Source organism: Pedobacter nutrimenti, from assembly GCF_003208655.1.
GTDB classification, from domain to species: Bacteria; Bacteroidota; Bacteroidia; order Sphingobacteriales; family Sphingobacteriaceae; genus Pedobacter; species Pedobacter nutrimenti.
The window spans coordinates 333,019-356,724 of the sequence record NZ_QKLU01000001.1 but is presented as its reverse complement, the minus strand read 5'-3'; the positions used below and the strand labels follow the sequence as shown (position 1 = coordinate 356,724).

Here is a 23,706-nt window from a genome sequence, read left to right as displayed (position 1 = left end):
TGTGTTTATTTATGTAATTTATTTATTTTTTTGCAACTTTCGGGGCAAGCGTTAAAAACATACGTTTACCTTCTAATTTTGGTAGCAATTCTACTTTTCCTATTTCTTCCAGCGCCTGGGCAAATTTAAGCAAAAGAATTTCTCCCTGTTCTTTATAAACAATCGCTCTTCCCTTGAAATGCACATAGGCCCTTACCTTTTCTCCGTTCTCAAGGAAACTGATTGCATGTTTCAGTTTAAACTGAAAATCGTGGTCATTGGTATTAGGACCAAAACGAATTTCCTTTATAACCGTTTGTTTAGCGTTTGCTTTGATCTCTTTCTGCTTTTTCTTTTGCTCGTAAACAAACTTACTGTAATCTATAATCCTGCAAACCGGAGGAACTGCATTGGGAGAAATTTCAACAAGGTCAAGTTCCAATTCGTCGGCAAGTGCCAAAGCTTTTGCCAAAGGATAGATCCCCGGTTCAACATTATCTCCAGCTAATCTCACCTCCTGAGCCTTGATAAACTGATTAATATTATGTTCTGCTTCTTTTTTCTTAAAAGGAGGACGTGGTCCCCTATTAAATCCTGGTCTGCCTAATGCCAAATTTGTTTCTTATTTAAACGGTTATTTCTTTAATTAATAATTCACTAAACTCCTGCAGTGTCATTTCTCCTACATCTCCCTCTCCATGTTTTCTTACCGACACCCTGCCTTCAGCCATTTCTTTTTCTCCGATAATCAGCATGTAAGGGATCTTTTTAACCTCTGCATCCCTGATTTTCCTTCCAATCTTTTCATCACGAAAGTCAATCAAACCGCGAATATCGGAATTATTTAATTCATCTGAAACTTTTTTCGCATATTCTTCATATTTTTCTGAGATCGGAAGAATAATAAACTGCTCAGGTGAAAGCCATAAAGGGAAGTTCCCAGCACAATGTTCAATTAACACAGCTATAAAACGCTCCAAAGAACCGAATGGTGCGCGATGGATCATAACGGGCCTGTGTTTCTGATTGTCACTGCCTGTATATTCCAGTTCAAACCGCTCCGGCAAGTTATAATCTACCTGAATAGTCCCCAGCTGCCATTTCCTTCCCAAGGCATCTTTTACCATAAAGTCAAGTTTAGGACCATAAAACGCTGCTTCACCAAATTCCACAACGGTAGGCAGGCCTTTTTCATCGGCAGCCTCAATAATTGCAGCTTCGGCTAAACGCCAGTTTTCATCGGTACCTATATACTTGGACTTATTTTCAGGATCTCTTAAAGAAACCTGTGCGATATAGTCATTAAAACCTAAAGATTTAAATACATATAGTACAAGGTCAATTACTTTTTTAAACTCTTCTTTGACCTGGTCCGGACGGCAAAACAGGTGTGCATCATCCTGTGTAAAGCCACGTACTCTTGTTAAACCATGAAGTTCACCACTTTGTTCATACCGGTATACTGTACCAAATTCTGCAAAACGCAAAGGCAGATCCTTATAAGAACGGGGTTTCACCTTGTAAATTTCACAATGGTGAGGACAGTTCATTGGTTTTAAAAAGAACTCTTCTCCTTCCTGTGGTGTCTTAATCGGCTGAAAAGAATCTTTGCCATATTTCTCATAATGACCGGAAGTGATATACAAATTTTTATGTCCTATATGAGGAGTAACCACTTGTTCATACCCCGCTTTACCTTGCGCCTTTGTCAAAAACTGAACCAGACGTTCGCGCAGGGCTGTTCCTTTAGGTAGCCATAAAGGTAAACCCATTCCAACTTTTTCAGAAAATGCAAAAAGTTCCAATTCCTTACCCAACTTACGATGGTCCCTTTTTTTTGCCTCTTCAATCATATGAAGATATTCTGTCAGTTCGCTTGCCTTAGGAAAAGTTACTCCATAAATACGGGTCAACTGTTTTCTGGTTTCATCACCTCTCCAATAAGCTCCGGCAACATTCATCAGTTTTACAGCCTTTATAAATCCTGTATTTGGAATGTGAGGGCCCCGGCAAAGATCTGTAAACTGACCCTGAGTATAAAAAGTAATCTTTCCGTCTTCCAGGCCATCGATCAGATCCAGTTTGTATTCGTCTCCTTTTTCTGTAAAATATTTTAAAGCATCAGATTTAGAGACCTGTTCCCGGACAAAAACTTCTTTTTGTTTAGCCAGTTCCAAAATCTTGGTTTCTATGGCCTTAAAGTCATCAGACGAAAATTCCCGGTCACCAAAATCTACATCATAATAAAAACCTGTTTCAATAGCTGGTCCGATACCAAACTTGGTTCCTGGGTAAAGAGCTTCCAGGGCCTCCGCCATTAAGTGAGCAGAAGAATGCCAAAAGGTCGATTTTCCTTCTGCATCATTCCAGGTCAACAATTTAACTGTAGCATCAGTTTCAATACCTCTGGAAGAATCCCAGATTTCACCATTGACCTCGGCGGCCAAAACGTTACGGGCAAGGCCCTCAGAAATTGATAAAGCGATTTGATGGGCACTTGTACCCTTTTCATACTGACGTACGGAGCCGTCAGGTAGTGTAATGTGAATCATCTACAACTATGATTTATAAGTAAATAAATATATTTTATTAAAATCACCTACAATGTGATTTTCTTTCAGGTACAAAGGTAGGCTAAAATATTAATTTATCATAATTGATCTGCCGCCCTGACCTTGCCTGTTCCTCATCATTTTCATACGCTGCTCCATCTTTGCCTTATAAGCATCCGGGCTAATCACAGTTCCTTTTTTAGGAAGGTTTACATCTTTGGAACTTACATTTCTGAATTCAATGCTTTTAGCTACGGTACTTGAGCCTTTGCTTTCAATAGCAAGAACTGCTCCTTCGGTCCATTGCACTGGGTTTGGAGAAAAATCGAAACCAAGGTCTTTTGTATACCACAGTGCTGTTTCATCTACAATTTCCCTTTCTACATCCAGGATTTTTCTTTTAGTCGTCGTTTTAATGATGACTTTATTGCAAGTGAAGCCAACAATTTTTTTGGTTTCATCAGATTTTACATATTCTATTACAGGCGGTGTAGCAGGCCCCCGTCCCCCCATTCCCATAAAAGAAACATCGGCCTTTCCCAATTGATTCTCCATGAAATAAGTCGTATCATTCAAATCAAAAACAGCGGTCAGTTTATGATCGGCGAAATTATAATAATAGTCCCTGCTTGCTGCACCTGCTCCAAAACGGAAACCACCACCGCCGCCCCCACCATTGCTGTCTTCAGTATCTTCTACTTTGGTATAACTTGCATTGGTCGCATTGAATAAAAGTTCAAAATCTACTTTTGAACTTTTAGGCAAACGGGCAAGCATTTCTTCATTAAGCTTAATTCCATTTGCTTCAGCCATTACGGCCGGATCAAAACGCGATTCAAATTGTATAGCACCAGATTTTTTTTGCTGTGCATTTACCTGTAAGGACATTGCCAAAAGGCTGGCCACAGCAACAAGGATTGTCTTCATTTTCTTATAATTATTTTGTTTTAGCTAAATCGAATTTCAGATCATTACATCCATATTCTTCCTGAATTTAGGATTTATTTTGATCAAGCTGGTCCGTCTTGATTTAATATTATTGTTACAATTTAATATTCGGTACTTTCCAGCCAGCCACTCACCAGCACATCAGCAAGATGCATGGTTTTCAGTGGAATATTGTTTTTATCTATATAACCCTGAAGATGCATAAGACAAGAAAGATCTGTAGAGATGATAAAGTCAACCTCCTGTTCCAATGCTCTGTTCACCTTCTGTTCGGCCATCGCAGAAGAAATGGCGTCGAACTTGACAGAAAATGTTCCGCCAAAACCGCAGCACATGTCCGTGTCTTTCATTTCAACCATCTCCAGTCCATGAACTTTAGAGAGCAGCAGTCTTGGCTCTTCTTTTATCTTACATTCCCTTAAACCACTACAAGAATCATGATAAACTGCCCGTCCATCCAGTTCAGCACCAAAATAATCCTTCTTGAGGATATTCACCAAAAAATCTGACAATTCAAATATATTGGCTTGTATACTTCTGCATTTGTTGTGAACAATCGTATTGGTAAACAAATCATTAAATCCATTTTTCACCATACCAACACAAGAAGCTGAGGGTGCAACAATATATTTCTGGTCTGAGTAATCCGTCAAAAACTTATTTCCTGTTTCCTTTGCCTCTTCCCAGTAACCTGCATTATAAGCCGGCTGACCGCAACAAGTCTGACCGGCATTGTAACTGATTTCACAACCTGCCTTTTCCAATACCTTTATGGTGTTAAAAGCAGTTTCGGGGTACATTTGATCTACAAAACAGGGAACAAATAATTCTATCTTCATCTATCAACGCTTTTCAAAAACTACTGGTTTTAACACCAGTAATTACTTTAGATTCTGTTCTTTTTAGAGAGAGCAACAGCACCAGACCTATTACAAAAAACAAGGCCAGCGCAATCGCTGAGTTGCGCATATTTCCGGTCAACTCCTCGATATATGCAAAGCTAGCCAATCCCGCTACAATTGCAAGTTTTTCGGTTACATCATAAAAACTAAAGAAAGATGCTGTATCTGCTGTCCCATGGGGTATGTATTTGGAATAAGTTGATCTGGACAGAGACTGTATCCCCCCCATAATCAGGCCGATGATTGCAGCCAGTAAATAGAACTGATTGCCCGTGCTGACATAATAAGCAGAAATGCACATTAAAATCCAGATAAACACCACGGATAAAAGCACATTTATATTTCCGTAAAGCCTTGAAAAACGGGACATTAAATTAGCCCCTGCAATGGCCACAAGCTGAACAATCAGGATAACTGCAATCAAACCCGAAGTCGGCAGGTGCAATATCTTTTCCCCAAAATTTGCGGCAACAAGCATAACAGTCTGAACCCCCATAGAATAAAACATAAAGGCCATTAAAAACCGTTTCATTATACTCATCTGCCTAATCTGATGCCATACTTTTTTTAGCTCCATAAGACCTCCTGATATTTTTTTCTGATCTTCCGGATTAAAATTCGGACTTCCTTTTGGCAATACCCGAAATGGGATTTGGGCAAATCCAATCCACCACAACCCCACCAGCAAAAAGGTTAATCTTGGAGGAAAACTTTCATCTGTAATACCAAAACGGTCCGGCATTAGGAGAAAGACAAAACAGATCAACTGAAGAATCACGCTCCCCACATAGCCATAGCTAAAACCCTTTGCACTCACCGCATCCTGCTGATCGGCAGTAGCAATTTCAGGCAGATAGGAATTGTAGAAAACAAAACCACCCGAATAACCAATTGCAGCCAATGTAAAACATATAATGCCCAACTCCAGTGTATCCAGTTTAAAAAAGTATAATGCACAACAGGATAAAGCGCCCAGCCAGGTAAAAAGCTTCATAAAAATTCTTTTATTGCCTCTATGATCTGCCATTGAGGTTAAAAAGGGAGAAATTAACGCTACAATCAAATAAGCCGAAGCCAGGGCATAATTGGACAAAGCTGTATTGACAAATTTGAATCCAAAAAAAGAAACCTGATCGCCATGCTCTTTTGTAGTGGTAATAATGGTATAGTAAACAGGAAAAACAGTTGAGGTAATGACCAGATTGTATGAAGAGTTTGCCCAGTCAAAAAATGCCCAAGACCGGATTACCCTTTTATTATTTTTCAGCGCCATAAATTATCCAAGGGAACTAAAATATATAAAAATTTTTAATTGACCTTCTCCAGCTTTCCGGCACCGGTTTTTTGTTCATTTACATTTTTAGGATTTCCTTTATAATAAATTTCCGTTGCTCCCGACGTTTTTACTTTCAAGTCATTTAAAACATTAATATTTACCTTGGCCAGGCCTTTAAGATCAACCAGATATATCCCTGAAATAAAGTCAAATGCATTTAATTCCACAGCACCCCTGGTTTTAACTTCGTGGCTTCCAGCCTGTCCCTTTAAATCAATACGAGCAGTTCCATCGACATCAGTTGTCACTTTAGCAGCACTCATATCCAGGTGAATACCGGTATTGCCTTTAAGTATAAATTTAACATCCTGAAGATTAAGTCTCCCCTCACTGAATACCTGACTATTGGCTTGGGTTTTCAAATATTTGAGCGTTTTCAGCCCCGCATGAATGACTATAGAATCTTTTCCGCAATAAGCCGCTGTATCCAATTTCAGTTGGAGTGTACTCCCGCTAACTGAGGCCTCGATTTTATCCAGTATACTTGAATCTGCAGAGATTTTAACATTAAAACTACTGTCCTGCTTTAAAATGAGTTTAATGGGGCCTCCTATTTCTATCTCAGAGAACTCCTTTACCGGGGTTATTTTTTCTTTACGAACACCGGAATCTTCTATACATTTTGAAGTACAGCTGAAAAGAAAAAATGGGATTACAGAAGCAAAGATGATCAGTTTTTTCATAATAGATATTTTTGTGTTTCAACACAATTTAAAGATAATAGTTTTTACCATCGGTTTTTATTTTGCCTGCATCAAGCAACTCCCTAATCTGCTTTAGCTTATCCGACTCCGTACCAGATCTTAAAGTAGCAACCAGATCGGTGAGGCTATAGGCAGATACCTGAAGTAAGGTTGCAATTTCAAACTCAATTTTTTGCACCAGTTCTTCCGCCTCCAGCTCTCTTTTTTCTGCAAGACAAATGTCACAAACACCGCATTTAGGAGCATACTTTTCATCAAAATAACTGAGTAATTGAATACTCCTGCAACTGTTTGAACCGGCATAATTTAATACAGCACTAATTTGGTCCCCCTGGATTTTCCGTCTCAGTTCGATGTACTTAATGTCAATATCCAGGTGAAGCTGATCTGTTCTGGCCTGCAAAAATTGCAGTTGCGGTTGGTCTGTTTGTGGTAAATAAGACATTACTTCCAAATCGTTTAAACGTTGAAGCATTGCCGTCACAGTTTTAAATGACACCCCTACTCTTTTGGCCAGTTCATCTTCTTTAATTTTAACATACTGATCAAAAGAGCCTCCATACGACCTCAATATGGCCTTGATTAAAGGATCAAAGCCGGCATTTTCAATCTGAAATCTATACAAGTCTTCATTACTTATCAAAAACAACACCCTCGACTGCAAAAATATATTTTCTGATAAGGTCAGGTAACCATCGTGTTCCAGGAATTTCAATGCGGCTATCGTTTTAACAACACCCAATCCAAATTTTTTGCAATAGTCTGCCAGATCAAATGGAAAACTCAAACCCTCACCTGCACCATAAGCAAGCTGATAATAACTGCCCAGGTGGTGATATGTTTTTTTAATTTCCTCGATCGAAGGAAAATGATTAGTGTATTTATTCTCAAGGGCCTGTTGGTCCGCAGTATTGGCAAGCAACACTGCAAATGCACGATGTTCATCCCTTCCTGCCCTTCCAGCCTCTTGATAATAAGCCTCCAGGCTTTCAGGAAGGTCCAAATGGACTACAAATCTGACATCCGGTTTATCGATCCCCATGCCAAAAGCATTGGTCGCTACCATTACCCTTGTCCGGTTCATTTTCCAGTCTTCCTGTTTTCGGGACCGGTCTTCCCTGTTCAATCCTGCATGATAAAAATCGGCTGAAATCTGATTTCTTTTTAAAAAAAAAGAGATTTCTGCGGTTTCTCTCCTGTTTCTTACATAGACCAACCCGGAGCCTTTCACTTTCTGGGTAATATCAATCAGTTTTTTGTATTTATCTTGCAGTCCAAAGACGACGTAACTTAAATTCTTTCTTGCAAAACTCTGGACAAAAATCCCGGGACTTTTCAGCTCCAGTTTTTCAATAATATCTTTTCTTACAAATTCAGTTGCCGTAGCTGTGAGTGCAATAACTGCTGTTTTTGGATGAATTTCCCTTAATGCCTTCACCTGCAAGTAAGGTGGCCGGAAATCATAACCCCATTGTGAAATGCAATGCGCCTCATCTATGGCAATAAGGCTCACTTTCATATAAGAGATCCTCACTTTAACGATTTCAGACATCAACCGTTCCGGAGAAAGGTATAAGAACTTGATGTTGCCATAAATACAATTATCCAGAAGAATATCTATTTCACGTTTTCCCATTCCGGCATAAATGGCGACCGCCTCAATACCTTTGGCTTTGAGGTTTTCAACCTGATCTTTCATCAGCGCAATTAAAGGAGATACCACCAAACAAATCCCCTCTTTAAGCATTGCTGGTATCTGAAAACAAAGCGATTTACCACCACCGGTTGGCAACAATGCGAGTGTATCTTTGTTGTCCAGCACAGCATCAATAATATCCTCCTGCAATGGCCTGAACGAATCGAAGCCCCAATATTGTTTTAAGATTTCTGCTTTATTCATAAAAGGTTTGTTCAAAACTATAAAAACGAACTGATATTACTAAATTGCAGCCTCAATCCTAAAATAATACTTGTTTGCAATTATGCTTCCGCCTTCCCGGCCTTATGGTTTAACAAATAAAACGCATGGGGGTTTGGGCATCGAAGATACACGATCCAGAAACACTTCTTTTGACTATGAAAAAATACTTTACCTTTTTATTTTTATCTCTTACCGCTTTTCAGTCATTTTCCCAGGACAAAACTGACCCATCTGCATGGGACATTGAAAAGTATAAAGGCAATACCAAATCCTTTAGCATTACAACAGATGAAGGCACATGGATGAATCTTGACGTAAGCCCGGATGGAAAAGAAATTGTTTTTGATCTGCTGGGAGATATTTATGTGATGCCCATTAACGGTGGAACAGCACAACTACTCAGTGGAGGCATTGCATGGGATGTACAACCCCGTTTCAGTCCTAATGGAAAGTACATTTCTTATACCAGTGATAAAAGTGGAGCAGACAACATCTGGATCATGAACAGGGACGGTTCTGGGAAAAAGCAAGTGACCAAAGAAACTTTTCGCTTGTTAAACAATGCCACCTGGATGCCAAATAGTGAATACATTATTGCAAGAAAGCACTACACAGGAACCCGTTCCCTCGGTGCAGGAGAAATGTGGATGTACAATATTTATGGCGGGGAAGGTATACAGCTGACCAAACGCAAAAATGACCAGCAAGACGCAGGCGAGCCTAATGTTTCTCCTAACGGCAGGTTTCTTTACTTTAGTGAAGATGTAAGCCCCGGACCTGATTTTCAGTACAGCAAAGATCCCAATGGAATGATCTATGCCATCCGGAGACTTGATTTAAGCAACGGTAAACTGAGCGACTTCATTGCCGTACAGGGTGGCGCCGTGCGGCCACAGATTTCGCCTGATGCCAAATTTATGGCTTATGTAAAAAGAGTGCGATTAAAGTCGGTCTTGTATGTACAAAATACCAGGACAGGTGAAGAATGGCCTGTATACGATGATCTTTCTCATGATCAACAGGAAACCTGGGCCATATTTGGTGTTTATCCAAATTTTGCCTGGACACCAGATTCCAAAAACCTTATTTTTTATGCCAAAGGCAAAATCAGAAAACTGGAGCTCTCCAGTCTCCAATCAGCAGAGGTTCCCTTTGAAGTAACCAGCAACCAAACTGTACAGGAGGCTTTACATTTTCCGCAGCAGGTTTTCACGGAAGATTTTACGGTAAAAATGATCCGTCAGCTTTGTACGTCCCCTGATGGAAAAACCGTTGTATTCAGTGCAGCCGGTTATTTGTATAAAAAAGAATTACCGGAAGGAAAACCTGAAAGATTGACTAGTGGAATAGATTTTGAATTTGAACCTTCCTTTAGCCCGGATGGACGTTACCTCGTATACACCACCTGGAGCGATGAGTTTAAAGGTGCTATAAAACGTACTGATCTTAAGTCCGGAAAGACCATTACCCTCAGTGACGAAAAGGGCTTCTATTTCTCACCGGTCTATTCCACAAAAGGAGATAAAATTGTATATAGAAAAGGAAGCGGAAATGGCATGCTGGGTTTTTCTTATGGAAAAAACACGGGCATCTTTACCATATCTTCTAATGGAGGCAATAAACTGCTTGTTTCGGAAAACGGCATCAAACCAAGGTTCAATGCAGATGACAGCCGCATCTATTTTCAAAGCTACAGCAACGGCAAAAAAAGTTATAAAAGTATTGACCTGAATGGCGCAAATGAAAGAACACATTATACGTCCACTTACGCGACTGAATTTGCACCAAGTCCTGATGGAAAATGGATGGCCTTTACCGAATTGTTCAATGTATATATTACCCCTATGGTGACTACAGGCACTGAACTGGACCTTTCCTCGGTTAACAAATCTATTCCTTTAACAAAAATCCCCAGTGATGGAGGAATTTATATCCATTGGGGAAATGATAGTAAAAACCTGTTCTGGACTGTTGGGGAAAGATATTATGGCAAAAACGTCAGTTCTCTTTTTCCCTTTGCAGAAGAAAATAACCAGAGCACAACCAATACAGCCCAGGTAATTCCTGCCGACGGAATTCCAATGGGGCTCAGCCTGAAAACGGATGTCCCTACTGGGCTTCTGGCTTTAAAAGGGGCCAGAATATTAACAATGAATGGAGACAATCAAGTGATAGATGAAGGCACTATACTGCTGGAAAACAACAAAATCATTGGTATCGGTAAGGTGGATCAGGTTACGATCCCCCCTGGTGCAAAAGTGATAGATGTCTATGGAAAAACCATAATGCCAGGTATTGTAGATGTTCACGCACATTTACCGAGCAGCCCAGATGGGCTTATCCCACAGCAAAACTGGGCTTATCTGACAAACCTTGCCTTTGGTGTCACTACTTCCCATGATCCCTCCAGTAATACAGTCATGGTATTTAGCCAAAGTGAAATGTTAAAAGCAGGAAGAATGGTTGGCCCCCGTTTGTATTCCACTGGCTCAATTTTGTATGGTGCCGAAGGAGATTTTAAAGTTGTGATCAATAATCTTGAAGATGCCCTGTCAAATCTGCGCAGACTAAAAGCAGTAGGTGCCTTTTCTGTAAAATCTTACAACCAGCCCAGAAGATCACAACGCCAGCAGATACTGGAGGCAGCAAGACAACTCAAAATGGAAGTTGTTCCTGAAGGAGGCTCAACCTTCTTTACCAATATGAATATGATTGCTGATGGTCATACGGGCATAGAACACAGCATACCCGTAGTTCCTGTTTACAAAGATGTCAAAGCTTTCTGGAACAATACCGGAGTAGCATATACCCCAACCCTGATTGTGGCCTATGGTGCTCAGTGGGGAGAAAATTACTGGTACGACCGGACAAACGTTTGGGAAAACGAAAGACTGCTTGCCTTTACACCTAGGTCAATTATTGACGCAAGGTCCAGAAGAAGAACAACCTCTGAATATGGAGATTACGGACATATTGAAGTCGCAAAAGCAGTTAAACAAATTGCCGATGGCGGAACAAAAGTAAACCTGGGCGCCCATGGTCAGATACAGGGTCTTGGAGCCCACTGGGAACTTTGGATGCTGGTACAAGGAGGAATGACGCCTATGCAGGCCATTAAATGTGCAACTGTAAATGGCGCGCTTTACCTTGGAATGGATAAAGAGATCGGCTCACTGGAAAAGGGTAAACTTGGTGACCTCATTGTGATGGATGCAAACCCATTGGAGGACATCAGAAATTCTGAAAAAATAAAATACGTAATGGTTAATGGAAGGATTTATGACAGCATGACCATGAATGAAATAGGCAGCAGGGATAAATTAAGAGGAAAACTTTGGTTTGAACTTAATAAAGGCACTGGATATGCTATGCCTACAGATGCCTCAGAAACATGGACTTATACAGTGCCTGAATGTGATTAAAATTATTTTTAAAAAGATTACAATGCCTGGGCGATCACAAAAGCACTTGCCCAGGCCCATTGAAAATTATAACCACCTAGCCAGCCGGTTATATCTATACATTCCCCTCCAAAATAAAGACCAGGTATTTTTTTGCATTCCAGGGTTTTAGAAGATAACTCCCTGGTATCTATGCCCCCACGCATCACTTCTGCCTTATCGTAGCCCTTGTCTCCCGCCGGTTTGACTTTAAACAAATGAATGGTTTGATGAATATATTCCATTTCTATTTTGGTCAGGGCCCCGACAGGCTTATCTACAGGCAGGTATTTTGAAAGGGCTTCTGTAAATTTCCTTGTATACAGTCTGTTAAACAGAGAAGACAGCAGTGTTTTGCCATTCCCAGCCCTTTCCTTCTCTATAAGTTCTGAAATGTTCTGATGGGGTAAAAGGTTAACATTAATGCTTTCACCTTTTCTCCAATAGGAAGAAATCTGAAGTACAGCCGGGCCGCTTAAACCCCAATGGGTAAACAGAAGGTTCTCTTCGAAGGAAATCCGGTCATTGCTCAGTTCGCAAAATACAGCGTTACCCGAAAGCCTGGCATACCATTCTTCTTCTTTACCCGTAATGGTAAGGGGTACTAAAGCCGGAGCTGTTTCAATAATATTAAGACCATGCATCCTTGCAAAACGCAGGGCAAAATCTGTTGCCCCCATTTTGGGGATTGGCAAACCACCAGTGGCAATGACCAGCTTGGGGGCATGGAGATGGAATATTTTGCTCCCCTTTTCATAGCTGACCGTAAAACCTTCTTCCAGAATGTGAATCTCTTTAACCTCTGCATTGCACCTGATCTGCTGGTCCATATCCTGGCAAAGCCCCCTGAACAGCTCGACAATAGCTTTTGCATTTTTATTTTCAGGAAAGAGCTGCCCCAAGGTTTTCTCCTGACCGGTAATGCCATATGTTTCAAAAAAGCCAATAGTATCTTCTACTGTCCATTGTGTAAAAGCAGATTTAAGAAAATGTTTATTTGCCGAAATAAACTGTTCCTCAGTTGCATACAAATTTGTATAATTACAACGGCCTCCTCCTGAAATCAGAATTTTAGCCCCTGGTTGATTCGCTTTTTCAAGTAAAATAACTTTTTTACCAAGAAAACCTGCCTGCACTGCGCACATTAAACCACAGGCCCCGGCTCCAATAATTATAGCATCAGCATCCATCAATCCGTTTATATTGTTATTTTTGTGCAAAATAAGCATAACTTTTTCATATTGACATGGCAAAACAGATTAGTGATTTAAAATTAGGAATACTTGGTGGTGGACAGCTTGGAAGAATGTTGATACAGGAAGCCATTAACTATAATGTAACCAGCCTGGTTTTAGATCCCGATACCGATGCCCCCTGCAAACATATTGCAAACTACTTTGAATGTGGTTCTATAACAGATTTTGATACCGTATATAATTTCGGAAAAAAAGCCGATGTGATTACTATTGAAATAGAAAAGGTAAACATAGAAGCCCTGGAACAACTGGAAAAAGAAGGTAAGCAGGTTTTTCCTCAATCCAGAGTGATCCGTCTGATCCAGGACAAAGGGATACAAAAACAGTTTTTTAAAGAAAACGATATCCCGACAGCACCCTTCCAACTGGTGAACAACAAAGATGAAATGTTCAACAGCAGTTTTAGTTATCCTTATATATTAAAACAACGCAGGGATGGCTATGATGGCAAAGGGGTAATGAGAATTGAAAATCAATACGACATTGACAAAGCTTTTGAAGGTCCCTGCCTGATTGAACAGCTGATTGACTTTGAAAAAGAAATTGCGGTAATCGTATCCAGAAATTCTAATGGTGATGTAAAAACATTTCCACTGGTTGAAATGGAATTTAATCCGGAAGCCAATCTGGTCGAGTTTCTGATCAGTCCCTCCACCTATCCTTTGGCTGTACAAGAAAGGGCAGAAACTATTGCCAAAAACATTGCCTCGGCTTTAAACATTACTGGTTTACTTGCCGTAGAGATGTTCATTACAAAAAATGGTGAAATATTGGTTAATGAACTTGCACCAAGACCGCATAACAGCGGGCACCAGACCATTGAAGGGAATTATGTTTCCCAGTTTGACCAGCACTTAAGGGCTATTTTTAATCTTCCCCTGGGAGACACCAGAACCATCAGTAATTCTGTAATGATCAATCTTTTGGGTGAAAAAGGCCACGACGGAGTTGCCAGGTATCATGGTCTGGAAAGAGTAATGGCAATCGATGGAGTTTACGTTCACCTTTATGGCAAAAAATATACAAAACCCTTTAGAAAAATGGGACACATTACCATCGTGGACCAGAACAGGGAAAATGCAGTTGAAAAAGCAAACTATATCAAACAAACATTAAAAGTAATTTCATAATATGAGTATACAGGTAGGTATCATAATGGGCAGCAAATCGGATTTACACATCATGCAGGATGCTGCCGATATCTTAAAAGAATTTGACATTGCATTTGAAATGACGGTGGTTTCTGCACATAGAACGCCGGAAAGAATGTTCAATTATGCAAAAGAAGCTGCCTCCAGAGGTTTGAAAGTAATCATAGCAGGTGCAGGCGGAGCAGCCCATCTTCCGGGAATGGTCGCTTCAATCACCGTTCTTCCTGTGATTGGCGTACCGGTAAAATCTTCTAATTCCATTGATGGATGGGATTCTATTTTATCTATTCTGCAAATGCCAAATGGAATTCCGGTAGCAACTGTTGCATTGAACGCAGCAAAAAACGCAGGTTTACTGGCCGCTCAGATTCTTGCAACTGCAAACCCGGAACTGAGTCTTAAAATGCAGCAATACAAAGATGATTTGAAGAAAAAGATAGAGGACACTGCAGCAGAGCTCGAAAATCTTTAATTTGCCTACCGGGACCTCTCTTGTTCTATACAGGAATGAAGCTGGTCCCGGATGGTTTTCTAATTTAAATTAGGATTCTGAGGGAAATTGCTTAAATGTGCATATTTCGGTCCCAGATTGATAATCACTTCTCTCCAGACCTCTTCTTCATTGTCTGAAAAGACTACATCTGCATGATACTGGTCAGAAACGATCCAGGTATTTTCCCGTATTTCATCCGCCAGCTGATCTTCCCCCCATCCCGAGTAGCCTACAAAAAATTTTACTTCTTCAGGACTAACGCTGTTGTTTTTAAGCAAAATACTCAGAGTCTCAAAATTTCCGCCCCAATATATGCCCGGTGCAATTTCTTCCCCGTCATTCATTTTATCATAACACCGGTGTATAAAATGAACCGTATCGGTAGCAACGGGTCCACCAAAATAAACGGGAAAATCAGCATGTTCAAGGTCTGGTAATAAATCACTCAGCAACAAATTGCTTTTATGATTCAAGACAAAACCTAAAGTTCCCAATTCTGAATATTCAGCAATCAGTACAACCGAGCGCCTGAAATTCGGATCGTTCAGGAATGGCTCCGAGATTAATAATTTACCGGAAGATGGCTCTAATGGACTTAACATTCGGAAAAATACTGATAATTTTGAATAAACTAAAACCTATTTTTGCAGTATGGACTTAAGCACTGAAACATTACAAAATCTTAGACAGGATTATCGTTCTGCTGAACTTTCAGAGCAGGATGCAGATCAGGACCCTATAAACCAATTTTCGAAATGGTTTGCCGATGCAATGAATGCCAAACTTTATGAGCCTAATGTGATGACCTTGGCTACCGCAGACCGCTCCGGAAAACCTTCTGCCAGAATCGTTCTTTTAAAAGGATTTGATCAGCATGGCTTCGTTTTCTTTACAAATTACGATAGTGTAAAAGGAAAAGAAATTGCGGAGAATCCTCAGGCATCACTGGTTTTTTTCTGGCCTGAACTGGAAAGACAAGTCAGGATTGATGGTTCGGTATCAAAAGTTTCGGCCCAGGTTTCAGATCAGTATTTCCATTCCCGTCCAATTGGAAGTCAGATCGGTGCTACAGCCTCGCCTCAAAGCACCAAAATGCAAAACAGGGAGTCCCTGGAAGAAAAGGTGAAGGAACTCACGGCAGCATATCAGGGAAAAGAAATACCAAGGCCCCAGCACTGGGGCGGCTATCTGGTAAAACCCTCACAGATAGAATTTTGGCAAGGCAGATCCAGCCGCCTTCATGACCGGATCAATTATGAACTAGTGGACGGCAACTGGATTATTAGTAGATTAGCACCCTAAAACCCAATATATTCATTTTATGAACAACATCTCAGTAATTGGCTCTGGCACCATGGGTAATGGTATTGCCCATACTTTCGCCCAGTTTGGCTATAAAGTTACGTTAATAGACATTAATGACGAGGCCCTTGACAGAGCAATGGCTACTATTGAAAAGAACCTGGACAGACAGGTTTCAAAAGGCACACTCACCACGGAAGACAAGCAACAAACCCTTAATCATATTATCAGATCAACCGACGTTAAAACTGGTGTTGAGACAGCGGATCTTATTGTCGAAGCTGCAACCGAAAATCTGGAACTGAAGTTAAAAATCTTCAAAGATTTAAATGCTTTTGCCAAACCAGAAGCTATTCTGGCGAGCAATACTTCCTCTATTTCCATTACACAAATTGCTTCTGTAACCACCAGGGGAGACAAAGTGATCGGAATGCATTTTATGAATCCGGTACCTGTAATGAAGCTTGTAGAGGTGATCAGGGGCTATGCGACCAGTGATGAAACGACCCAAACAGTCATGGAACTTTCAAAGAAACTGGCCAAAGTACCAGTTGAAGTTAATGATTATCCCGGCTTTGTAGCCAACCGTATTTTAATGCCAATGATTAACGAAGCTGTATTTACCTTATTTGAAGGTGTTGCGGGCGTAGAAGAAATAGATACCGTTATGAAATTGGGTATGGCCCATCCTATGGGCCCGTTACAACTTGCAGATTTTATTGGACTCGATGTTTGTTTAGCCATATTAAAAGTACTTCACGATGGTTTTGGAAACCCTAAATATGCCCCTTGCCCACTTCTGGTCAATATGGTCATGGCAGGTAAAAAAGGAGTAAAATCTGGCGAAGGCTTTTACAACTATGCAAATGGATTAAAAGAGGCAAAAGTTGCCGATAAGTTCAGCAATTAGTCTGCACAATATTTTATCTTTACAACATGAACGAAAATCTTGATCCTTCTTCTGAAAATCTAACGCCCATAGAACGTGATATTGAAAAAGTGTTGCGTCCGCAGGCTTTCGAAGATTTTACAGGTCAGGACAAGATCATGGAAAACCTGAAGATCTTTGTAAAGGCCGCTAAGTTGCGCGGGGAATCCCTGGACCATGTTCTTTTACACGGCCCTCCCGGCCTGGGTAAAACTACGCTTTCCCATATCATTGCAAATGAAATGAATACAGGGATCAAAGTAACATCTGGTCCTGTTTTGGACAAACCCGGCGATCTGGCCGGGTTGCTAACCAATCTGGACAGTGGCGACATCCTTTTTATTGATGAAATTCATCGTCTAAGTCCACTGGTGGAAGAGTATTTATATTCAGCTATGGAGGACTTTAAAATTGACATAATGCTGGAGAGCGGGCCAAATGCCCGCTCTGTACAGATTAACCTCAACCCCTTTACCCTTGTTGGTGCAACCACACGTTCAGGTTTGCTTACAGCTCCCTTAAGGGCCAGATTTGGGATCAATGCCCGTCTTGCCTATTATGATGCGAAACTACTCACAACCATAGTCCAGCGTTCTTCAGAAATTTTAAAAACCCCAATCACAGATGAAGGTGCATATGAAATTGCGCGCCGAAGCAGGGGCACTCCCAGAATTGCCAACGCTTTGTTGCGAAGAACAAGAGATTTTGCGCAAATTAAAGGGAACGGAGAAATTGACACCGAAATTGCACGCTTTGCCTTAACGGCATTAAATGTGGATGAACACGGCCTGGATGAAATGGATAACAAAATTTTGTTGACCATTATCGATAAGTTCAAAGGTGGCCCGGTTGGCCTTAAAACCATTGCAACCGCTGTTGGAGAAGATGAGGGTACCATTGAAGAAGTTTACGAACCCTTTCTGATCCAGGAAGGCTATTTAATGCGCACCTCAAGAGGAAGAGAAGTGACGGAGGCAGCTTATACACATTTAAAAAGACAGTACCAGGCTCAAACAGGAAGACTGTTTTAATTGTTATGATTTCAAACCGGCAATAAACGGTTGAAATCTGACATTTATGAATATTGAGCTGAGAAAATTAACCTTAAAGGATTACAGTGACCTGAAAGAATCTATGGCCCAGGCCTATGATACCCTGGGCGGGCAAATCTGGAGTAAACAATCCATTGCAAAATTACTTAAATTGTTTCCCGAAGGACAGTTATGTATAGCTGTCGATGATAAAGTTGTGGCCTGCTCCCTATCTATAATTGTGGATTATGATGAATACGGGGACAAGCACACTTATCAGATGATCACCGGAGACTATACTTTCTCTACTCACGATCCCCATGGAGATACCCTTTACGGAATAGAAATTTTTGTTTCCCCGGAATACCGTGGCCTGCGTCTTGGCCGTAGGTTATACGAGGCGAGAAAGGAACTTTGTGAAAGCCTCAATCTGAAAAGCATTATTGCCGGTGGACGGATACCTGGCTATCATGAACATGCATCAAAACTTAACCCCCGGCAATACATTGATAAGGTTAAGGCCAAAGAGTTATTTGATCCCACGCTTACCTTCCAGCTTTCCAACGATTTCCATGTTAGAAAAATACTAAAGAATTACCTACCAGGAGATCATGAATCCAAAGAATTTGCCACCTTAATAGAATGGAACAATATCTATTATCAGGGTATAGATGCCTCGGCACGCTCTGCAAAAACCATAAGGATTGGCCTGGTACAATGGCAAATGAGGCTATTTCCCGATATAGAAGCTTTTTATGAACAAGTGGAATTCTTTGTAGATGCAGTAAGCGGGTACAAATCTGATTTCATTATGTTTCCTGAGCTCTTTAACACACCCTTGCTCCAGCCCTACAATCATCTGCCCGAAATGGAAGCGATGCGTAAACTTGCAGAAAGAACAGAAGAAATTGTCGCTAAAATTCAGGAATATGCAGTCTCCTATAATGTAAATGTAATATCAGGTAGCATGCCTATTGTAGAAAACAACAAATTGTACAATGCCACCTATCTCTGCCATAGAAGTGGAAAAACAGAGGAATACAGAAAAATTCACATCACCCCAAATGAATTAAAATATTATGGTATGGTTGGCGGGGACAGGATCAGGGTCTTTGATACCGATTGTGGTAAAATCGGCATATTGATTTGCTACGATGTGGAATTTCCCGAATTGAGCAGGATATATGCAGATCAGGGAATGCAGATTCTATTTGTTCCTTTTCTTACCGATACGCAAAATGGTTACACCAGGGTAAGGAGATGCGCTCAGGCCAGGGCTATAGAGAATGAGTGTTATGTTGCTATTGCCGGTTGCGTTGGGAATTTACCGAAGGTAAACAATATGGACATACAATTTGCGCAGTCTGCTGTCTTTACGCCCTCAGATTTCGCTTTTCCCACCAATGCTGTTAAAGCAGAAACAACCCCCAATACAGAAATGATGCTTGTTGTGGATGTAGATCTGCACCTACTGGACGAACTGCATCATTTTGGTACAGTCAAAATACTAAAAGACCGCAGAACAGATCTATATGAGGTAAAACTATTAAAATAAAATTTAACGGTAAATTAGCCAGTATATCAAAAGAGCTATTACTAAAATGGGTATGATCCACTTGAGTATCGGACCAGCCCCATTTTTGTCGTACTCATTTACGGCCTGGGGAGAGGGCCCGGGATCTTCCTGATGTTTTGAATAATCGGTTTCTATTGGTTTATGAGGTCTTTCAGGATCTTCCTCATGTCTGTGCATGGGTTCCATATCTATAAGTTTTGTTTAAGATATAACAAATGATCTTTTAAATGGTTTCAGGTGAAACCTTATCTTTGTAGTTGAAATGCTAAACAATTCATCCAGGTACAGCAAAATAATTAAGGAAGAGGCCTTGCGCCTTGGCTTTATGCAATGCGGCATTTCCCAGGCAGTTTTTCTGGAAGAAGAGGCACCCAGACTAGAAAAATGGCTCCATCAGAACCACCATGGAAAAATGAGTTATATGGAAAACCATTTTGACAAAAGACTGGATCCAAGGTTATTGGTCGATGATGCAAAATCGGTAATTTCTCTAACCCTAAATTATTTCCCTCAGGACCGTCAGGTCGATGAAAATGCCCCAAAGATCTCCAAATATGCTTATGGAACAGACTATCACCTGGTCATTAAAGATAAATTGTTTCAATTACTGGAATTTATCCGAGAACACATCGGAGAAGTCAGTGGCAGGGCTTTTGTAGATTCAGCACCCGTACTTGACCGCGCCTGGGCTAAAAAATCAGGCATAGGTTGGGTAGGCAAAAACAGTAATATCATCAGTAAAAAAAGCGGTTCGTTCTTCTTTTTGGCGGAACTAATTGTAGACCTGGATCTGGAATATGACCATCCCTTCACAACGGACCATTGCGGAACCTGCACAAAATGTATGGATGCCTGTCCAACAGAAGCCATCTTATCCCCGTACATCATCGATGCAAAAAAATGTATTTCTTACCTGACTATAGAGTTAAAAGAAGAAATCCCCGCGACTTTCAGAGATAAAATGGACAACTGGATGTTTGGATGCGATATATGTCAGGATGTGTGTCCCTGGAACAGATTTTCAGTTCCTCATGCTGAACCTTTATTTAAACCTAAAGAGAATCTTTTGGAAATGAAAAAAGAAGATTGGCTTGATATTACCGATGAGGTATTTAAAACCATATTTAAAAACTCAGCCGTAAAAAGAACAAAATTCAAAGGATTGACCAGGAATATTGAATTCATAAAAAAGACCTCTTAAGAGGTCTTTTTTATTATTTTAAAACAAAAATATTATCATCACGGTCCTTATCAGGAACGTAAGTACTTCCTAGTTCGGCCTTCTTCATTTTTTTAGAAGTCTTCACTTCAACAGTCACTTCTTTATTGCCCTTTTCCCATACTCCTATGGACTGGTGTATTTTTTCCGTAGAGCCATCTTCATATAGCAATGTCAAATCGACAGGCATGGGCTTAACACTTTTATTGATCACCTGAATACGATATCCCTGGTCAATTGGCTCCACAGCTGCAATTCCCATATCAGTTACACCATCATCAAAAAACCATCTTTTCCAGAACCAGTTCAAATTTTTTCCGGATCCCTGATTCATACTATAAAAGAAATCATAAGGCATAGGATGTTTTCCGTTCCACGAAGCAATATAATGATGTAAAGCCTTGGTAAACAACTCATCTCCTAAATAATCTTTAACATACAAATATCCCAATCCAGGTTTTGGATAAGAATCTGTGAAACTGCCCGACCCTTTTAAATCAGGGGTTAAAGTCATTACAGGCGTATCGTCTTTTGATCCGGAAGTTGCCCCCGTTTGAGCAACACCATATTCATCCACCATCGAGGGTTCTATCATAGGCGAAATGAGCCACTCTCCGATCGTTGCCCAGCCTTCATCCATCCAGCCGTACTTGGTTTCGTTAACGCCCATGTAAAATGGAAACATGGTATGAAATATTTCATGAACGGTCAGTGTGATGGCATTTTCCCGGTTCTCCAGGGGATTATCATTCACCATCATTGGATATTCCATCTGGTCCAATCCGTCAAATATTGTTTCATGTGAATAAGGGAACGGCCATTTAGGAAAGTCGTAACTCATTGCTTTTACCGTTTTACGGGCAAAATCTATAACTTCATAATAGTCTTTATGAGAAGGGTTAAATGCAGCATCCACTCTTGTTCGTCTTGAATTTTTAAGATCAACAACAAGGCTGCTGGACTTCCACAAATAATGGTCACTGGTTGCAAAAACAAAATCTGTTACATTTTTCGCATCAAATTTCCAGGTATTAAAAGCTTTATCCCTGGTTACATTGCCCGCCTTAAGGTCTTCCTCGGTAATTACATTAACTACACTATCTGATTGTTCCGCTTTTTTAATACGCTCTGCAATTACAGGATTAAGAACAGAAGAAGCATTCGTTAAATCACCTGTGGCCCACACCACAAAGTTTTTAGGGACAACCACCTCTGCCTTAAAATTGCAAAAATCATTATAAAACTCTTCCTCTCCGGTATAAGGATACTTATTCCATCCGTCAATGTCATCATAAACCGCAATTCTCGGAAAAAAATATGCGATAAAGTGTGAACCTTCATCTACTTGTCCGGTTCGCATGTGCGAACCTTTATTTAAAACATAACTATAACTTACACTAACTTTGATGCTTTTCCCTGGGGCTATAGCCGCAACATTTACATGCATATTAGTCCCCTGTTCTATCATGTCAGTCTTTGAAAGAGCTATTCCCCCTATTCTCATGGAAGAAATCTGCACACCTTCTCCAAGGTCTGCCTCGGCGAGTTTAGCTTTCCTCTCTACCCCTTTTTTATACAGGTTAGGGTACAATTTAAACCAGATCTGTTTTAAAGAATCTGGGCTGTTGTTTACATAGACAATATCGGCTGTTCCTTTTACAAGTCTGGTCAGTGGATCAAAATTAACCTTAAGATCGTAGTCGGCGGTATTCTGCCAGTATTTCGACCCTGGCTTCCCACTTAAACTTCTGGTTGATTTATCGTAGGCATTTTGAATTGCTACCGGCACTGGCAAAGTTTCCTGCGCCCATAAAGCCCCTGACCATACCAGGAACAATAAAGATAGACTTAACTTATTGACCATAAATTACTTTCCGAATTTCATTTTTAATTGTTCCAACATGTCATTGGTCACCTCAGCGGCAGGCTTTTCTTTTTTAGGCTGCGGATTATTATTGACAAAATTAGGTCTGGGTACTGCTGCAGGTTTGTTCACCGCCGGAGCTTTTTGCCCTTTATTTTGTTCTTTCTTTTTATTCCACCTGGACCAGATTTCTTCCAGTTTTTTCTTGGTATATAACGGAAAATCGCCCTGTTTCATCCAGGCATAATAACTGGGTTCTATATCAAAAACCTGTTCAACCGTTTTACCTTTATGCTTGCCAAAATTAAAAGTCTCTTCTCCTTCTTCATTATAGACCATCCTGCCTGCAAAATCGACTGGTTTGTTCATATTCGTAAAAACATGAAGGGCTTCTACATCGTTCTGGACAGGTTTTGAGACCTTTCCTTCTTTATCCTCAAAATCGGTATCCTGATAACGTTCTATTTGCGCCAGCAAAACCTCATAAGTTGCTTTTATGTCTGCTTCTGCGGAATGTGCATTAATAATTTCTTTATTGCAATAGAATTTATAAGCCGCTTTTAGCGTGCGCTGTTCCATTTGATGAAAAATATTTTGCACATCAACAAACTTTCTGTCCGACATATCAAAGTCAATACCTGCTTTTAAAAACTCCTCTAAAAGGACGGGTATGTCAAAACGATTGGAATTATATCCAGCAAGGTCAGCCTCTCCAATAAAATCGGCCAGTTCTCGGGCAGCTTGCTTAAAGGTTTGCTCTTGTGCAACATCTTCATCATAAATTCCATGAATGAGAGATGAAGAAAGTGGTATCGGCATTTCAGGATTTATTCTTAGTGTTTTAATTTCTTCAGTCCCATCCGGCATTGCTTTTAATATAGCAATCTCAACAATACGATCTGATCCGACATTTACACCTGTTGTCTCCAGGTCAAAAAAAGCAATAGGGCGTTTTAATTTTAATTTCATCTGTTTATATTAATTATTTTCTGTCAGATGGAACCTTTATATGGTTAAAGGCTTACTGAATGATATCTGCTATGATCTTTATGATCGTTTTTAATCAAGCCTTTCAAAAGTCGTAAAAATCATTCATTAATTTCT

Annotated in this window: 20 protein-coding genes; 8 read left to right on the top strand and 12 right to left on the bottom strand. The window is 40.3% G+C overall.

What is annotated here, in order from left to right:
* Positions 1-22: 22 nt before the first annotated feature.
* The 7 genes from infC to B0O44_RS01405 form a co-directional block, all read right to left on the bottom strand.
* On the bottom strand, positions 23-592 hold the full coding sequence (gene infC, locus B0O44_RS01435; RefSeq protein WP_110826918.1) for a translation initiation factor IF-3: 570 nt from the start codon (positions 590-592) through the stop codon (positions 23-25).
* 13 nt (positions 593-605) lie between these two features.
* Positions 606-2,531, bottom strand: a complete 1,926-nt coding sequence (gene thrS / locus B0O44_RS01430; RefSeq protein WP_110826917.1) for a threonine--tRNA ligase — start codon at positions 2,529-2,531, stop codon at positions 606-608.
* 90 nt (positions 2,532-2,621) lie between these two features.
* Positions 2,622-3,458: a hypothetical protein gene (locus B0O44_RS01425; protein ID WP_110826916.1), complete on the bottom strand. Its 837-nt coding sequence runs from the start codon at positions 3,456-3,458 to the stop codon at positions 2,622-2,624.
* A gap of 122 nt (positions 3,459-3,580) precedes the next feature.
* The gene (locus B0O44_RS01420; protein WP_110826915.1) at positions 3,581-4,318 is read right to left on the bottom strand and encodes a (Fe-S)-binding protein; all 738 of its coding nucleotides are present in this window, start codon (positions 4,316-4,318) and stop codon (positions 3,581-3,583) included.
* A gap of 13 nt (positions 4,319-4,331) precedes the next feature.
* Positions 4,332-5,654, bottom strand: coding sequence for an MFS transporter (locus B0O44_RS01415; RefSeq protein WP_110826914.1), 1,323 nt, complete (start codon positions 5,652-5,654; stop codon positions 4,332-4,334).
* A 35-nt stretch (positions 5,655-5,689) separates the two neighbouring features.
* Positions 5,690-6,400 (bottom strand): head GIN domain-containing protein, encoded by a 711-nt coding sequence (locus tag B0O44_RS01410; RefSeq protein WP_110826913.1) that lies wholly within the window; start codon positions 6,398-6,400, stop codon positions 5,690-5,692.
* 28 nt (positions 6,401-6,428) lie between these two features.
* Positions 6,429-8,321, bottom strand: coding sequence for a RecQ family ATP-dependent DNA helicase (locus B0O44_RS01405; protein WP_110826912.1), 1,893 nt, complete (start codon positions 8,319-8,321; stop codon positions 6,429-6,431).
* 176 nt (positions 8,322-8,497) lie between these two features.
* On the opposite strand from B0O44_RS01405, the gene B0O44_RS01400 reads away from it, so the two are divergent.
* Positions 8,498-11,764 carry an amidohydrolase family protein gene (locus tag B0O44_RS01400; RefSeq protein ID WP_110826911.1) on the top strand — a complete coding sequence of 1,089 codons (3,267 nt, stop codon included), beginning with the start codon at positions 8,498-8,500 and terminating at the stop codon, positions 11,762-11,764.
* Between the two features lie 17 nt (positions 11,765-11,781).
* Here B0O44_RS01400 and B0O44_RS01395 read toward each other — a convergent pair whose 3' ends face one another.
* Positions 11,782-12,972 carry a BaiN/RdsA family NAD(P)/FAD-dependent oxidoreductase gene (locus tag B0O44_RS01395; protein ID WP_110827506.1) on the bottom strand — a complete coding sequence of 397 codons (1,191 nt, stop codon included), beginning with the start codon at positions 12,970-12,972 and terminating at the stop codon, positions 11,782-11,784.
* A gap of 56 nt (positions 12,973-13,028) precedes the next feature.
* On the opposite strand from B0O44_RS01395, the gene B0O44_RS01390 reads away from it, so the two are divergent.
* Entirely contained in the window at positions 13,029-14,168 is a 1,140-nt protein-coding gene (locus B0O44_RS01390; RefSeq protein WP_110826910.1) for a 5-(carboxyamino)imidazole ribonucleotide synthase, read from the top strand.
* A 1-nt stretch (position 14,169) separates the two neighbouring features.
* Positions 14,170-14,661 carry a 5-(carboxyamino)imidazole ribonucleotide mutase gene (gene purE, locus B0O44_RS01385; RefSeq protein WP_110826909.1) on the top strand — a complete coding sequence of 164 codons (492 nt, stop codon included), beginning with the start codon at positions 14,170-14,172 and terminating at the stop codon, positions 14,659-14,661.
* Between the two features lie 59 nt (positions 14,662-14,720).
* Here the strand turns inward: purE and B0O44_RS01380 are convergent, their stop codons facing one another.
* Positions 14,721-15,284, bottom strand: coding sequence for a YqgE/AlgH family protein (locus tag B0O44_RS01380; protein ID WP_110826908.1), 564 nt, complete (start codon positions 15,282-15,284; stop codon positions 14,721-14,723).
* 49 nt (positions 15,285-15,333) lie between these two features.
* Here B0O44_RS01380 and pdxH point away from each other — a divergent pair, with 49 nt between their 5' ends.
* The 4 genes from pdxH to B0O44_RS01360 are packed head-to-tail and all read left to right on the top strand — an operon-like array spanning position 15,334 to position 19,498.
* A complete protein-coding gene (gene pdxH / locus B0O44_RS01375; RefSeq protein ID WP_110826907.1) occupies positions 15,334-15,984 on the top strand; it encodes a pyridoxamine 5'-phosphate oxidase in 651 nt (216 codons plus the stop codon).
* A 19-nt stretch (positions 15,985-16,003) separates the two neighbouring features.
* Positions 16,004-16,894 (top strand): 3-hydroxybutyryl-CoA dehydrogenase, encoded by an 891-nt coding sequence (locus B0O44_RS01370; RefSeq protein ID WP_110826906.1) that lies wholly within the window; start codon positions 16,004-16,006, stop codon positions 16,892-16,894.
* Positions 16,895-16,920: 26 nt separating this feature from the next.
* A complete protein-coding gene (gene ruvB / locus B0O44_RS01365; RefSeq protein WP_110826905.1) occupies positions 16,921-17,943 on the top strand; it encodes a Holliday junction branch migration DNA helicase RuvB in 1,023 nt (340 codons plus the stop codon).
* 46 nt (positions 17,944-17,989) lie between these two features.
* On the top strand, positions 17,990-19,498 hold the full coding sequence (locus B0O44_RS01360) for a carbon-nitrogen hydrolase family protein (protein WP_110826904.1): 1,509 nt from the start codon (positions 17,990-17,992) through the stop codon (positions 19,496-19,498).
* A 3-nt stretch (positions 19,499-19,501) separates the two neighbouring features.
* Here the strand turns inward: B0O44_RS01360 and B0O44_RS01355 are convergent, their stop codons facing one another.
* Positions 19,502-19,705 (bottom strand): hypothetical protein, encoded by a 204-nt coding sequence (locus B0O44_RS01355; RefSeq protein WP_110826903.1) that lies wholly within the window; start codon positions 19,703-19,705, stop codon positions 19,502-19,504.
* Between the two features lie 76 nt (positions 19,706-19,781).
* Here B0O44_RS01355 and queG point away from each other — a divergent pair, with 76 nt between their 5' ends.
* Positions 19,782-20,720, top strand: coding sequence for a tRNA epoxyqueuosine(34) reductase QueG (queG, locus tag B0O44_RS01350; protein ID WP_110826902.1), 939 nt, complete (start codon positions 19,782-19,784; stop codon positions 20,718-20,720).
* A 13-nt stretch (positions 20,721-20,733) separates the two neighbouring features.
* Here queG and B0O44_RS01345 read toward each other — a convergent pair whose 3' ends face one another.
* Together B0O44_RS01345 and B0O44_RS01340 are read right to left on the bottom strand one after the other, a co-directional pair.
* Complete coding sequence (locus B0O44_RS01345; RefSeq protein WP_110826901.1) at positions 20,734-22,602, bottom strand: M1 family metallopeptidase; 1,869 nt, start codon at positions 22,600-22,602, stop codon at positions 20,734-20,736.
* 3 nt (positions 22,603-22,605) lie between these two features.
* A complete protein-coding gene (locus B0O44_RS01340) occupies positions 22,606-23,571 on the bottom strand; it encodes a 3'-5' exonuclease (protein ID WP_110826900.1) in 966 nt (321 codons plus the stop codon).
* Positions 23,572-23,706: the final 135 nt, after the last annotated feature.